Source organism: Paenarthrobacter sp. YJN-D (genome assembly GCF_015040335.1).
Classification (GTDB): Bacteria; Actinomycetota; Actinomycetes; order Actinomycetales; family Micrococcaceae; genus Arthrobacter; species Arthrobacter nicotinovorans.
Genome location: NZ_CP053549.1, coordinates 1,929,658 through 1,943,394, shown reverse-complemented (window position 1 = coordinate 1,943,394; position 13,737 = coordinate 1,929,658). Strand labels below are relative to the sequence as shown.

The 13,737-nt window shown below is 64.0% G+C and carries 11 protein-coding genes and 1 riboswitch; of the genes, 6 read left to right on the top strand and 5 right to left on the bottom strand.

Going from position 1 to position 13,737, the window contains the following annotated elements; translation table 11 throughout:
- Nucleotides 1-54 precede the first annotated feature (54 nt).
- Nucleotides 55-174: riboswitch (SAM riboswitch) on the top strand.
- Between the two features lie 16 nt (nucleotides 175-190).
- Nucleotides 191-490, top strand: coding sequence for a hypothetical protein (locus HMI60_RS09185; RefSeq protein WP_193591007.1), 300 nt, complete (start codon nucleotides 191-193; stop codon nucleotides 488-490).
- Here the strand turns inward: HMI60_RS09185 and HMI60_RS09180 are convergent.
- On the bottom strand, nucleotides 487-678 hold the full coding sequence (locus tag HMI60_RS09180) for a hypothetical protein (RefSeq protein ID WP_018777074.1): 192 nt from the start codon (nucleotides 676-678) through the stop codon (nucleotides 487-489). The genes HMI60_RS09185 and HMI60_RS09180 overlap by 4 nt on opposite strands.
- A 238-nt stretch (nucleotides 679-916) precedes the next feature.
- On the opposite strand from HMI60_RS09180, the gene HMI60_RS09175 reads away from it, so the two are divergent.
- The 3 genes from HMI60_RS09175 to HMI60_RS09165 all read left to right on the top strand — a co-directional run bounded on the left by HMI60_RS09175 (nucleotide 917) and on the right by HMI60_RS09165 (nucleotide 4,113).
- Nucleotides 917-2,080, top strand: a complete 1,164-nt coding sequence (locus HMI60_RS09175; protein WP_055975145.1) for a VIT1/CCC1 transporter family protein — start codon at nucleotides 917-919, stop codon at nucleotides 2,078-2,080.
- Between the two features lie 86 nt (nucleotides 2,081-2,166).
- Nucleotides 2,167-3,060: a matrixin family metalloprotease gene (locus HMI60_RS09170; protein ID WP_179128333.1), complete on the top strand. Its 894-nt coding sequence runs from the start codon at nucleotides 2,167-2,169 to the stop codon at nucleotides 3,058-3,060.
- 120 nt (nucleotides 3,061-3,180) lie between these two features.
- Complete coding sequence (locus tag HMI60_RS09165) at nucleotides 3,181-4,113, top strand: peptidase M10A and M12B matrixin and adamalysin (RefSeq protein WP_193591006.1); 933 nt, start codon at nucleotides 3,181-3,183, stop codon at nucleotides 4,111-4,113.
- Nucleotides 4,114-4,126: 13 nt separating this feature from the next.
- Here the strand turns inward: HMI60_RS09165 and HMI60_RS09160 are convergent, their stop codons facing one another.
- Nucleotides 4,127-5,260: an LOG family protein gene (locus HMI60_RS09160; protein ID WP_189076017.1), complete on the bottom strand. Its 1,134-nt coding sequence runs from the start codon at nucleotides 5,258-5,260 to the stop codon at nucleotides 4,127-4,129.
- A 401-nt stretch (nucleotides 5,261-5,661) separates the two neighbouring features.
- On the opposite strand from HMI60_RS09160, the gene HMI60_RS09155 reads away from it, so the two are divergent.
- Both HMI60_RS09155 and HMI60_RS09150 read left to right on the top strand, forming a co-directional pair.
- Nucleotides 5,662-8,394 carry a chitobiase/beta-hexosaminidase C-terminal domain-containing protein gene (locus tag HMI60_RS09155; protein WP_227453691.1) on the top strand — a complete coding sequence of 911 codons (2,733 nt, stop codon included), beginning with the start codon at nucleotides 5,662-5,664 and terminating at the stop codon, nucleotides 8,392-8,394.
- Nucleotides 8,395-8,519: 125 nt separating this feature from the next.
- On the top strand, nucleotides 8,520-10,298 hold the full coding sequence (locus HMI60_RS09150; protein ID WP_193591004.1) for an HNH endonuclease signature motif containing protein: 1,779 nt from the start codon (nucleotides 8,520-8,522) through the stop codon (nucleotides 10,296-10,298).
- Here the strand turns inward: HMI60_RS09150 and HMI60_RS09145 are convergent.
- From HMI60_RS09145 to HMI60_RS09135, 3 genes are all read right to left on the bottom strand, one after another.
- On the bottom strand, nucleotides 10,282-11,307 hold the full coding sequence (locus HMI60_RS09145) for a Gfo/Idh/MocA family oxidoreductase (protein ID WP_193591003.1): 1,026 nt from the start codon (nucleotides 11,305-11,307) through the stop codon (nucleotides 10,282-10,284). The genes HMI60_RS09150 and HMI60_RS09145 overlap by 17 nt on opposite strands.
- Nucleotides 11,308-11,388: 81 nt before the next feature.
- The gene (locus HMI60_RS09140) at nucleotides 11,389-12,408 is read right to left on the bottom strand and encodes a sugar phosphate isomerase/epimerase (RefSeq protein WP_039240072.1); all 1,020 of its coding nucleotides are present in this window, start codon (nucleotides 12,406-12,408) and stop codon (nucleotides 11,389-11,391) included.
- Complete coding sequence (locus HMI60_RS09135; protein ID WP_193591002.1) at nucleotides 12,405-13,592, bottom strand: Gfo/Idh/MocA family protein; 1,188 nt, start codon at nucleotides 13,590-13,592, stop codon at nucleotides 12,405-12,407. The genes HMI60_RS09140 and HMI60_RS09135 overlap by 4 nt, the downstream gene beginning before the upstream one ends.
- Nucleotides 13,593-13,737: the final 145 nt, after the last annotated feature.

The window sequence follows — 13,737 nt, the reverse complement described above, 5'->3', positions numbered from 1 at the left end:
TTTGTTCCCGGCAAAAGGGCCTTCACAACCGCAGGTGCGGTACTGTTGTCCCAGCTTCAAGAGATGTGGCGCCAAGCTCCGACTGGCCATGCACCAACCCCATGTTCACGGGTGGTTCGGATGAGGAAGCGGCCCGTCCCGGACCTGAGACAACCGAGCGGGCAAGAGCACTCTCCACAGGAGCAGCACCTTGCCGTATCAGAGCGATGCCAGCCACGCCCACAACACCACCGGCCCAACCGAAGCCCGGAACGTCACGGTGATTCCCGCCGTCGACCTTTACCTGGGCACGGTCACCATAGTGGCCAGGAACGAAACCCTGTTCTTCCGGCATCCCCATCCGCAGCAGATCGCCAGAGCGCTGGCCCAGGCCGTCCGGCCCTCAACGTGGTGCGAGGCGTCCCGGACCCTGACGGTTACTGTGGCCGCGACAGGAAAACGGGATGGCCAGCCGCGCCTGTTCGCCCTCGGCAGCCGGGACGAGGACTAGATTTCCTCTTCCTCCCCACGGAATTCCTCGGTCTCATCGATCGGCACCACCCGTTCGTCGTCCTCGGGGGCGTCCACTTCCTCAACCCAGGGCTCGTCCACTTCCTGGTCTTCGGCGTAGTCGTAGGCCGGGTCCGACTCGATGGTGGTGCGTTCCGGGTACTTGGCGTGTGATTCGGTGGTGTCCATGGTGCAACCTCCGTCCCGTGGGCCTGTAAGAGCCCGCTAACCGAGTGCGGGGAGGCTCCCCGCCCCTGTCCTTCCATCTGAGCACCGGCCAAAGCGAGGGTCAAGCAGAGCCGGAAATTACGGTGCACCGAACATTCCAGCTAAGGAATACCAGCCAAAAAACCCTGCAAATAAGCGGTAGTGTGGGGCGTGCAATGGGGCCGCAACTACCCCACCCAGCACAGGAGATAAAGTGCAGATGCACCAGGAATCCCACAGTTCGTCGAGCCCCGCTCCGGACCCCGCAATCGAACCCGCAGCCCTCCACCACACCGCAGAACCGGCAGCACCCACTGCGTCGGACATCAGGCGTTGGCGGCAGTACCTTGCCGATGAACGCGCCGAGGCTGCGGTCTACCGCGAACTCGCCCAGCGCCGCGACGGCGAGGAACGGCAGATCCTGCTGGCTCTGGCCGAAGCCGAAGGGCGTCATGAAGCGCACTGGCTCAAACTCCTGGGTGAGCACGCAGGCATGCCCAAGGCAGCTTCCGCCCGCAGCCAGTTCCTGGGGTTCCTGGCCCGCAACTTCGGTTCGGTCTTCGTCCTGGCCCTGGCGCAACGTGCAGAGGGCCGCTCCCCCTACGGAACCGAGCCGGCCGCCACCCCCGCGATGGTGGCCGATGAACAAATCCACGAGGAAGTAGTCCGGGGCCTGGCGACCCGTGGACGCAACCGGCTCTCGGGTACCTTCCGTGCTGCAGTTTTCGGCGCCAACGACGGTTTGGTGAGCAACCTGTCGCTGGTCATGGGCATGGCCGCGACGGGTGTACCGAGTTCCGTGGTCCTCATGAGCGGCGTTGCAGGGCTCCTGGCTGGCGCACTGTCCATGGGTGCCGGCGAATACGTCTCCGTCCGCTCGCAACGCGAACTGCTCAATGCCACCCTCCCCACCCAGGCCACCCTGACCGCAGCCCCGTCGCTGGACATCGACCACAACGAGCTGGTCCTCGTGTACCTGGCACGCGGCATGACCCGCGAAGCCGCCGAGCACCGGGCAGCCGAGCGCATGGGATTGTTCAGCTGCGACTGCGATCCCAGCCTCTCCCTGCAGCCCGAGAAGCCGGTGGCCGATGAGCATGAATCGGTGGGTTCGGCGTGGGGCGCGGCGCTGTCCAGTTTCTGCTTCTTCGCCTCGGGAGCCATCGTTCCGATCCTGCCCTTCCTTTTCGGGATGACGGGTATGGCCGCGCTCCTGGTGGCCGGAGTCCTGGTGGGCATCGCGCTGCTGGCGACAGGCGCCGTCGTGGGTTTGCTGTCCGGTACGTCGCCGCTCAGCCGCGGCCTGCGGCAACTGGCCATCGGGCTGGGAGCAGCTGCTGCCACCTACGGTCTCGGTTTGCTGTTCGGCGCGGCGATCGTCTGAGTTTGGACTGCTCCCCCGGCAGACCGTAATGTTGGTTCGTCCTCCGCGCTGCCCCGCGTGACCAAGGGCCTGAGGAATGGAGAACCGTGGACTGGGAGCGGGAAGCTACGCACGTGCCGAAGCACCGGCGATCGGGAACAACCCAGCGCGTTCTGCTCGGCCTGCTGATGGCATTCATCGCGGCGACGGTCGCTGTGCTGGTGTCCTGGTTCCTGAATGGCGACCCCCGCATCACGGCACTGTTCCCGGGCGTCAGCGTCCCGGGCGGCCCGCAAACCGGGAAGATACAGCCCACCTCGGCCCGCATTCCGGACGCACCACCGCCGGGACTTGAGGAAGCTGACGCCCCGCTGGCCTCGCCGACGGCACCGGGCACCACCAATGATTCGTACAAGTTCCTGGCCATGAACGACGACGGCACCCCGGTGGGCTATTCCCCTTGCCGGCCGCTGCACTACGTGGTGAACAACGCCTCCGCTCCCGAAGGAACCGACCCCCTCCTGGCGACGGCCATTGCCAATATCTCTGCAGCCTCGGGCATCCAGTTCGTCAACGACGGAACAACCGACGAACAACCCGCGGACCGGCGAGAGCCCTACCAACCCAACCGCTACGGCGACCGGTGGGCTCCCCTGCTGATCTCGTGGACCACACCAGAAGTGGCGCCGGCCCTTGAAGGGAAGGTCATCGGCACGGGCGGCAGCACCATGTATTCGCTGGACAAGGGCCCCAAAAGCTACATCACCGGAAGCCTGGAGCTGGACACACCCCAGATCGCGGAACTTCTGGCCGATCCCGGCGGTGCGGACTACGTCCTTGCCGTCATGCAGCACGAGCTGGGACACGTGATGGGACTGGACCATGTGGACGATCCGATCCAGCTCATGTACCCGGAAATCGGGGCACCGGACGGTCTGGCCGCCGGTGACCTGAACGGCCTCCATCTCCTGGCATCAGCCCCCTGCCGCAAGGACATCTAGCAGCTTTCAGGCGTTGGGTACAAAGGCCATGGACTCACGGGGACACTGGACTTATGCTGGCGAATACGGCCGACGGCGGCGCCCCACCGCCCGTCCGCGGCCTCCACGTCAGGGGGTTCCATGGAACCTTATGGGTCGTCCAAGTGGCCGGACCCGGATCCTCCCCGGCCCCATTACCTTCCGCCTTCGGGTCCGCACGAGCCGCCTGAGCACCGCCCGCCGATCAAGCACAGCAGCGTCGCCGCCATCCTGTTCCTGCTGGGCATCCTGGGGCTCGTGTGCGCCGGAGCCTATTTCGGCGGAGAGCTGCAGCAATTCCTCTACGGATCATCGGAAAGCCAGAGCCAGCCGCCACGTCCCGGGCTGGCACCCTTCGGACAACGGGACGATCCCCTGCCCGGACGTGAAGAAGCCGACGCGCCCCTCGGCACGCCGCCCCCGCTGGTCCAAGCCAGCAGCTCGTACAAGTTCCTGGCAGTCAAAGAAGACGGCACGCCCTTGGCGTACTCGCCCTGCAGGCCCATCCACTACGTGGTGAATTCGGACCTCGCACCGGCTTCCTGGCAGGTTCTTGTAGAGAAGGCTGTCCATGAAACCGGGAGAGCTACGGGGTTGAGATTCATTTACGACGGGCCGAGTTCCGAGGTTCCCTCCCCCAACCGTTCCGGGTATCAGCCGGCCAGATACGGGGACCGTTGGGCGCCGGTGTTGATCGCCTGGAGCACCCCGGAGCAGGTACCGCGCCTGACCGGGCAGACGGTGGGTCTGGGCGGAAGCTCCTCCATTGGCCTGAGCAACGGCTACAAGGCATACGTGACCGGGACAGTCTCACTGGATGCACCACAGTTTGCCGGGATCGTGGACACCCCGGACGGTGAGGACATCGGCGTGGCGGTCATCCTGCACGAGCTCGGACACCTGGTGGGCCTGGACCACGTGGACGATCCCCGGCAACTCATGTTCGGGCAGGCATCGTGGGTACGGGAATATGCCGCAGGCGACCTGACGGGGCTCGCGGAACTGGGTTCAGGTCCCTGCAGCAAAGACTTCTGAGCCGGGCTGTGTCTTAGCGGGCCAACACCGCGAGCGCATCCTCCACCGTGTCCACCAAAAAGATACGCTCCGCCATGGGCTTCCCGGCGGCCAGGCTCTGCAGCATAGGCCACGCCGGGAAGGTCCGTTCCCAGTGTTCGCGGCCCACCAGGACCATGGGGGTAATGGTTTCGGGCGCGCCGTAGTAGTTCTCACAGGCGTCCTGGAAAATCTCCTGCACCGTGCCTGCAGCTCCCGGCAGGAACACGATCCCGCCGTTGCAGACTTCCAACAGGATGGCTTCCCGGATGGCGTTGGCGAAGTACTTGGCGATGTGGGTGGCGAACAGATTGGGCGGCTCGTGCCCGTAGAACCAGGTAGGGATGCCGAGGGTCGGGGTGCCTTGCGGGTAATGTTCGACGACGGCCGCCGCCTGACGCGCCCAAGCCGTCACCGAGGGCCTGAACCCCGGTACATCGGCGAGGGTCGCAAGGGCCGCCTGCAGTTCGGCGTCGGGCCTTCCGCTGAAGTAGGCGCCCATATTGGCCGCTTCCATGGCACCGGGACCCCCGCCCGTGGCGACGGCGAAGCCGGCTTGGGCGAGCAGGCTGCCCAGCCGGGCGGCGTCGGCGAATTCCCTGGATCCTCGCTGGGCGGCATGGCCGCCCATGACTCCCACAATCCTGCTTCCTGCGAAGGGGCCCTGATCCAATGCCTCGTCCAGGGCGTCGCCTATGGCGTGATCGTGCAGCGCTGCGGCGAGCGTGGCGTCGAGGCTCTGACGCTGGCCGGGCAGGATGCTCCACTGGTAGACCTGCGCGTCGAGGGTGGACTCGTACTCAGTAGCCGGGATGTCCCGGTAGAGCTCCGCCGGGGTGTAGAGAGTGCCGCGGTACGGGTCAAAGGGAACACCCAGCAGCTTCGGAAAGATCAGTGCGCCACGGCTTCGCAGACTTTCTTCCACGCCGGTGTCGAAGGTGCAGCCGAGGAAGATGGCACCTTGCGGATCCATCGCTTTGAGCTGGCGCGAGTAGCCGCGAAGGTCCAACGACTGCGCGTGCCAACCGTGCATTGACCGGGCTCCGGCACCGACCAGCCGATCGAAATGAACCACGCTTTCGACGTCGAGTGTTCGAGGACTTGGGTTCAAAGCTGCGGTGCGGTTCATGAATTCAGCGTAATGCGGGGTTTATGCGGACCGCCGGGATTTCGCAGAGAGGGGCCCGGACCCTAGCCATGTATTTCGCCGAGGAGTACAGTATCGATCACTGCTCCACTTTCGATCCATGAAAGGCAATGGCAGTACCCAACTGAATTCCGCAATGACGTCCCGGGGGCGTCGTAAATTTGCCGGCTGGGGGGCCCAACATCTGCTCGAGGAGCATGGTTGTGGACCGTCCAAAATACGCTCGGCGTCATACTCATTCCACCCTGTTCAGTACCCGTTCCCTTTTCCGGAGAATCCTTGTTTTCCTGCTGGGTTCCGCTGTTGCCTTTTCTGCCCTGACCCTTGGTGTGGCGGCGCCTTCCGCGGCTGCGGTCCCGCCGTGCCCGGGCACAGGCGGCGCCATGCAGATAGTGGCCCACACCGATGATGACCTGATTTTCATCAGTCCGGATTTCATGCGTGACATCCAGTCCAAGCGCTGCGTGCAGACCGTGTACGCAACGGCGGGTGAAGCCGGTGAAGGGGCTGCGTACTGGAACAGCCTGGAAGCGGGAATCAGGGCAAGCTACGCGAAAATGGCGGGCGTAGCCGATGCCTGGACCACCTCCGACGCGGGCGTACCGGGCCGACCCCTCACCCTTCAGACCTTGAATGCGGCACCCAACGTTTCCGTCGTTTTCATGCGGCTTCCGGATGGCTTCCCGGATGGGAGGGGCAGCAGCCGCTACAACGGCCAGAGCATCCTGAAACTGTGGGACGGCCGGCTCAGCTCCATCCGTCCGGTTGATGGGGCCGCAGCGTTTACCAAGGCGCAATTCCAGACGACGTTGAACCAGCTGGTGGCCAATTACCAACCCACCACCTTCCGGACCCAAGATTGGACGGGAAATTACCAGGACCCCTACGACCACAGCGATCACTGGGCCACAGCAAAGTTTGCCCAGCTGGCCAGCAGGGCCTACACGGGACCCCATACGGCATCTGCATACGACGCCTATGTAATCGATGAATACGCCCAGAATGTGACGGGCGCGGACCTGACCAACAAAGTCAACACCTTTGTGCGCTTCGCCGATTTCGATAAATACCTCTGCGACACTCCCTGCCCGGCGCCGCCTTACAGCGACTGGCTCAAACGGCAGTACATCACGGCCATCGAGTGGACGGGCAATGCTGCCAAATCAGCAGGCACAACAGTGAGCGCTTCTTCGCAGAAGGCCTCGGGGCAGAGCCCCGAGAAGGCCCGCGACGGGTACGCATGGGGTACGCCCATGGACGCCAACCGCGAATGGGTCACCAACGGCGGCAAGGCAGGCAGCTGGATCCAGTACAACTTCTCCCCTGCCCGGACCATCAACGCCGTGACGCTTTTTGACCGACCGGTCCTCAGCGACCAGGTAACCGGCGGCAACCTGGCCTTCCCGGATGGCAGCACCGTGCCAGTGGGCGCCCTGCCTAACAACGGTTCGGGACTCACAGTGAATTTCCCGGCACGGACAGTCAGTTCGGTCCGCTTCAACATCACCTCCGTGAGCGGCTCCACCACGAGCGTCGGCTTGTCCGAGTTCGAGGCCCACATCACGGCCGACGTCGTTGCACCCGAAGTGACGGCGACACCGCCCGGCGGCACCTATGACATCGGGCAAAAGGTCACCCTGTCCGCGAACGAACCTGCGACGATCTTCTACACACTGGACGGGACGACCCCCACCACCGCGAGTGCCAAATATGCCACGCCGATCACCGTGAATGGTCCACTGACGCTGAAGTACTTCGCCGTGGACGCTGCGAACAATCCGTCGGCCGTCGTGACTCAGAGCTACTCCACCGGCCCGGACGTGACCAAGCCTGTGGTGACGGCCAACCCGCTGGGCGGCGCCTACGCCCCGGGCACCAGCATCACGCTTACGTCCAACGAGGCAAACTCCGTGATCAAGTACACCAAGGACAGCAGCGATCCCCTCACTGCAGGATTGGTCTACTCCACGCCGATTGTCTTCGCGGGCCCGGATCCGATGACCCTGAAATTCTTCGCCACGGATCCTGCCGGAAACGTCTCCGATGTCGTCACGCAGACCTACAACGTTCCGCCTGACACGCGGGCGCCTGTGGTGACGGCGAACCCAACCAGCCGTGCGCTGGCCAGCGGGGCAACCATCACGCTTTCCGCCGATGAACCAGGCGCAAGCATCTACTACACCACAGACGGCAGCAGCCCCACGGCTACGGAGTCTGCCACCAACTTCAAGTATTCGGCTCCGCTTGTCATGGGGACATCACAGCTGACCCTGAAGTACGTCGGTGTGGACGCTGCAGGGAACACCTCACCCATTGGAACCCAGACGTACAGCGTTCCCGCAGCCGGGCCACCGTCGTCCCATGACTTCAACGGCGACGGCAAGGCCGACGTCTTGTCCTCCGATACTGCCGGCAACCTGTACCTCTACCCGGGCAATGGCGGAGGCGGTCTGGGGCCGCGGCAAACGGCCTTGGCGGCACCTGCATGGTCCACGATCACCGACACCATAACCCCGGGCGACTTCAACCGGGACGGCAAACCGGACCTGCTGGCCCGGGCAGGTGACGTCCTGTGGTTCTACCCGGGCGACGGCGCCGGCAGCTTCGGCGCCAGGGTCCAGGTGAGCACCGGATGGAGCACCATGAGCCAGTTGTTCTCCCCGGGCGACTTCAGTGGCGACGGAATCCCTGACCTGATCGCCAGGCGGAGCACCGGCGATCTGCGCCTTTACGAAGGCAACGGCAGCGGCGGGCTCCGGACGCCAATCACGATTGGAACCGGCTGGAATGTTATGAATGCAATTCTGAGCACCGGGGACTTTAATGGAGATGGTACGGGAGACGTGCTGGCCAGGCGTTCGGATACTGGCGCCCTCTGGCTCTACCCCGGCGATGGAACCCGCGGATGGCTCGCATGGAAGCAAATCTCCGCGGGTTGGGACAACCGAACATCGATCGCAGGCCCCCGGGACCTCGACGGCGATAACAAGAACGACGTCATCGGCCGCATCGGAGACACCCTGTGGCTCTACCCAGGCAGCGGCAACGGGACTCTCAGCAACGTCCCGCCCACTAGCCTCGGCACCGGTTGGCAGGCCATGAAGATCATCGGCTAGCCAACCCCATGGACCTGGCGCGGGTCGGAGTTTTCCCCCAGACTCTTCGGCCCGCGTCAGCCATGTCCGGAGCCTGTCCGGGGTGGGCTGCTAAAAATGTCAGACCCTCCTGGCAGGGTTGATGCATGGGAAGCATTGGGGATGTTTTGGCGCGGCGGGCAGGTTCGCCCGGCGCCAAAGTCCTGCCCCGACGCGTTCGCCACAGCGAGAAAACAGGTTCGACGGCGTCACTCGCCGCCGCGCTGACCGGCAGCGACCCTGGCGTGCGGCTAACCGGCGGTATGCCATTTGAGGGCCGCGCCGGAGCTGCAGGACTCGCCGAATCGCTGGCATGGGGTGCTGCAGCAGTGGCGGCCGTGCGTTCACTCGCGGCCGAGGAGACACGGCTGTTTGACTTCACGGAGGCCGCAGATTTCGCAGGATCGGTCGAAGAGATTTGCCGGGCCCTTGAGTACGTGCAGGTCGTTGCGGCGCAGGCTGTGGAGCGGACCCGGACCGAGGCGCAGCGTGCGGTGCCGGCACAGCAGCCCGGACAGTCCCCGGCGTCCGGCGCCCAGGAATGGCGGACGGGGTGGACCGAACCAGCCGGTGAGTCAGAAGGCGGCGGTGGCGGTGACTCCGTCCCGGCTGCTGCTGCTGATGGTGCTGGTGCTGGTGGTGGTGGCAGTGTTTTGGATGATGGGTACCGGAACGCGGCGGAGTTCCTCCGGGCCCGGTTGAGGATCGGGATCGGCGAAGCACGGCGCAGGCTCGCCCTCGCGAACGAGGTCCTGCCCGGAGCCGGAATAACCGGCCAGGAAATCCCGGCCCATCGTCAAAGACTCGCCGACGCCCTCCACACCGGACAGGTCCCGTCCCGGTCCGCGACGATCATCAGCACCGCCCTGGACAAAGCCCAACACTTCACCGACCCGGACACCCTCACCGGCATGGAACACGCCCTCACCACCACCGCCACACAATCCGACCCCGACTTCGTCACCACAATGGCCAACCGCTGGATCGACCACATCGACCACAACGGCCCCGAACCCACCGAAGAAGCCCTCCGCCACGTCCAAGGCGCGTTCCTCCGCCGCCGACGCCGCCACGGACTCCACCACCTGGAAATCTTCGCCACCACCGAACAATACGAAACCCTCACCACCGCCATGAACGCCGCCACCAACCCACGACTCACCAACACCACAAACACCCAAACCGGCACCACCGGCCCTCAGCTGGACCGGCGCTCCCGCGCCCAGAAACTCCTCGACGGCCTCATCGGAGCCTGCGCCGTGGCCATGACCACCGGGAAACTGCCCAGCAACGGCGGACTCCGACCCCAACTCACCGTCACCATCGACCACCACGACCTCTTCCAACACCTCACCCACACCACCACGAGCGCCACAGAAGAAACCAACACCCCGAAGCAGCCGGGCCCCCGGAACACTGTCAGTACCGGCACCGCGACCTTCACCGGCCCGATCCACCCCAACACCATCCGCAAAATAGCCTGCGACGCCGACATCCTGCCCGTCCTGCTCGGCACCGACTCCCAAATACTCGACATCGGCCGCACCACCCGGATCTTCCCACCCCACATCCGCAAAGCCATCACCGCCCGCGACGGCGGCTGCGCGTTCCCCGACTGCACCCTCCCCGCACCCTGGTGCGAAGCCCACCACATCACCTACTGGTCACAAGGCGGCACCACAGGAACAAACAACGCCACCCTGCTCTGCACCCACCACCACCACCACCTCATCCACAAAGAACACTGGCGCATCACCATCCAAAACGGCGTCCCCTGGTTCATCCCCCCACCCCACATCGACCCCCACCAAACACCCCGACGCAACCACCACCCAAAACATGACACCGGGCGAAGCAGACACGTCTCAGCTAGGCAGAAACCCTGACCGGCGCACCCGTCTCCAGGGACTCCTGTGCTGCATCCGCCACCTTGGAAGCAGCCACAGCGTCCTCCGGCGTGCAGGGATTCTTCCGCTGCCCGCGCACCAGTTCAACAAACGCAGCCATCTCCGAGCGATAAGCCTGATCAAACCGCTCCGCAAAAGTCAGATGAGGAATGCCCGTGGGAAACGCGACGCCGGGTTCGGCGGACCGCATGGCCATGTGCTCGTCCATCCCAACCAGGACGGAGCCATTGGAGCCTTGGAGTTCCAGCCGGACATCATGGCCGGCCCCGTTGTAACGGCTGGCCGAAACCGTGCCTACCGTGCCGTCGTCGAACGTCACCACCGCCAAAGCAGTGTCAACGTCGCCAACCTCACCAATTGCCGGATCGCCGTTGTTGGAGCCTTTGGCATAGACCTCCACGATTTCCTTGCCGGTGAGCCAGCGGAGGATGTCGAAGTCGTGGACGGAGCAGTCCCGGAACAAGCCACCCGAGGTGGCGAGGAACTGGACCGGCGGCGGGGTCATGTCGCAGGTGACTGCCCGAAGCGAATGGATCCAGCCAAGCTCTCCGGCTTCGTAGGCCCGTTTTGCCTCGAGGTAACCCGCATCGAAACGACGCTGGTGCCCGATCTGCACCACGCCGTTCTTCTCCCGGATATAGTCCAGGACCAGGAGGGATTCCGGAACGTTCACGCCCACAGGCTTTTCGCAGAACACAGGGATCCCGGCATCGATGCCGGCACGGATGAGCTCCGGGTGGGTTGCCGTGCCTGTGGCTATGACCAGACCGTCCACCCCGGAGGCAAGCAATTCCTCCACAGAGCCCAGGAAGTCGGCGCCGACAGAGCCGGCCACCACGCGCGCATGCTCCTCCGCGACGTCTGTCAGCTTCAGTCGTACCTTCACACCGTCCTGCGCCATGATGCCGTTCAGCGCGCTGATGTTATTCGCATGCATCACACCGATCCGGCCAACGCCTACCAATCCGAGGGTCACTTCGTTCGTCATGTTCTGTCTCCGTCACTGCAGCAGAAAGCGGTCTCGGGGCGAGAATCCTGAAGCGAGACTAGACCTTGTTAGTTTGTCCTGTCAAACTTTTTGCTTCAATGACTCCTCCAGTGCAGCATCCGCATCCAACAGGACCTTCGCCGCGACCTCCAGCCCTTCGATGCGCCCCAGGGACACGTCTTCATGCTCGATGTTCACCAGCATGTCCGGGTCCACGTCATGCAGCGCCCGGAGGAATTCGGTCCAAAAAGCGGTATCGTGCCCACGGCCCAGGGCAACGAAGTCCCACGCCGAGTTCTTGGGCCACTCATTGGCCCACTCATCGCCGCCAAGGTTGGTGCGATTCTCGTCGGCTGAGAGTCTGCGGAAGCTGTTGTCCAGCACACCGTAGAGCGCGGCATTTTCCTGGTTGACGCGCACGTCCTTTGCGGCCGCCTGGAACACCAACGGGCCAAGCTCCCGGACCACGGCCACCGGATCCATCTGCTGCCAGAACAGGTGGGAAGCGTCGAGCTCCACGCCCACATGGGTGGCGCCGGTGAGCTCGATCAGCTTGTAGACGTCGGCGGTGTTGAACACGATGTTCTGCGGATGCAGCTCCAAAGCCACCTTGACACCGTGATCGGCAGCGAGGCGATCGGTTTCCTTCCAGAAATCCGCAGCCACGCCCCATTGGTAATCCAGCACATCCAGTGCCGCCGAGTTCCAGGCGTTGACCACCCAATTGACGGTACTCGCGCCAGGCTCACCACCCGGAAGGCCGGACATGGTGACCACCCGGTTCTGGCCCAGGCGGCTCGCCAAACGGATCGAGCGCCGAATGTCCTCCGCGTGCTTTTCACCGATCTCGCGCTTGGGGTGCAGGGGGTTGCCGTTGCAGTTCAAGCCTGCAATGGACACGCCAGTGCCCTCGAAGACCGCGAGGTAGTCATCACGGGCTGCGTCGCTTTCCAGAATCTGGTCAAAAGTAGGCACGTGCACAGCGGGCAGGAAGCCGCCCGTGTTGATCTCGATCCCCGTGAGCCCAAGGTCGGCAATGACTTTCAACGCTTCGGGCAGGGGGCGGTCATGCAGGATCGCGTTGTAGACGCCGAGCTTCATAGCGTGATCTTCTTTCCGTTGTTGAGAGCGGAGTCGGTGACGGCGCCAAGGAGCTCCATATTGCGGACACCTTCATCGAACGTTGCACAGCGGGGCAGGGAGGACTCCGCGCTGAGGCCGGCAACCTCTTCCAGGAAGGCCCGCGCCTGGTAGCCGAACGCGTCGTTCTGGCCGAAACCAACCTCGGGCGCATCCATGGCAAGGCCTCCGGCGATGTAGGGGTGGCCCGGGCCAAGGATGACTTGGCGGTAGCCGTTCTCATTCCCGGATCCATCGTTCAGGAACAACTGGATCTCTGAAGGCCTGCGCTGGTCGAACTTGGCTGCGCCGTTCTCGCAAAAGACTTCAAATTGCAGGCTGTTGGCGTGGCCTGCCGCCACACGTGAGACTTCGAAGCTGCCGGCGCCGTTGGTGAACTCAGCGTTGAAAGCGGCGTAGTCGTCATTCTCCACGGCTTCAAATACGTCACTGACAGCAACATGGTCATGGCCCATCACGGCGCTGAGCGGCAGGGGACGCTTGTCGATCGCCGTCGTCAGTCGTCCGCCGCTGATGGATTTGATGTCGCCACAGAGGAATTCGGAGACGTATGTCAGGTGGCTTCCGACGTCGGCCCGCGCACCTGATCCGGGCCCGCCCTTGTAGCGCCAGCTCATGGGCGCGGCGGGGCTGAAGCCGTAATCCGTCCAGTATCGGCCACTGAAGTGGAGCACATTGCCAAGCGTTCCATTGCGGATCAGGTCGCGAATGTAGGCGATGCCAGGGGTGCGGCGGAATGTGAAACCGATGCGGGCAAGGGTTCCGCGGGCTTCCGCTGCCCGGGCGGCGGAAGCCATGGCCCGTGCGTCGTCCAAGGTATCGCTGAGCGGCTTTTCGCATAGGACATGCTTGCCGGCGGCCAACAACCCTTCGACCACTTCGCGGTGCAGGGAGTTGGCGATGACCACGCTGACCACATCGATGTCGTCAGCTTCGGCGATGGCCTGCCAGGAGGTGTCGTTGCGCTCGTACCCGAAACGGCGTGCTGCCAGTGAGCCGAATTCAGCATTGACGTCGCCGATCGAGACGAGGCGGACCGGTGGCAGCACCGGGCTGTAGAGGGCAGATGCGGTCCGGTAAGCGGCAGCGTGGGCCTTGCCGGCCATGCCCGCACCGATGACGGCGACGCCGAGGCTTTCAGCCATGATTTCTCCTTCGAAATTTCGCCTGCGCCCGAGGCGCTTTACGGCGTTTTGTAGCGCTACAATTTTTACGCTGGATCTGATCGTAACTATGTCTATATGTCCTGTCAATCATTAACCGACTATCCTCGAAGACAGAACGAAAGGC

Excerpts from the sequence above, each read along its gene's own strand:
- HMI60_RS09180 (WP_018777074.1), bottom strand. The coding sequence starts at position 678 with ATGGACACCACCGAATCACACGCCAAGTACCCGGAACGCACCACCATC.
- HMI60_RS09140 (WP_039240072.1), bottom strand. The coding sequence starts at position 12,408 with ATGAAGCTCGGCGTCTACAACGCGATCCTGCATGACCGCCCCCTGCCC.
- HMI60_RS09150 (WP_193591004.1), top strand. The coding sequence starts at position 8,520 with ATGGGAAGCATTGGGGATGTTTTGGCGCGGCGGGCAGGTTCGCCCGGC.
- HMI60_RS09160 (WP_189076017.1), bottom strand. The coding sequence starts at position 5,260 with ATGAACCGCACCGCAGCTTTGAACCCAAGTCCTCGAACACTCGACGTC.
- HMI60_RS09145 (WP_193591003.1), bottom strand. The coding sequence starts at position 11,307 with ATGACGAACGAAGTGACCCTCGGATTGGTAGGCGTTGGCCGGATCGGT.
- HMI60_RS09165 (WP_193591006.1), top strand. The coding sequence starts at position 3,181 with ATGGAACCTTATGGGTCGTCCAAGTGGCCGGACCCGGATCCTCCCCGG.
- HMI60_RS09135 (WP_193591002.1), bottom strand. The coding sequence starts at position 13,592 with ATGGCTGAAAGCCTCGGCGTCGCCGTCATCGGTGCGGGCATGGCCGGC.
- HMI60_RS09155 (WP_227453691.1), top strand. The coding sequence starts at position 5,662 with ATGCAGATAGTGGCCCACACCGATGATGACCTGATTTTCATCAGTCCG.
- HMI60_RS09175 (WP_055975145.1), top strand. The coding sequence starts at position 917 with ATGCACCAGGAATCCCACAGTTCGTCGAGCCCCGCTCCGGACCCCGCA.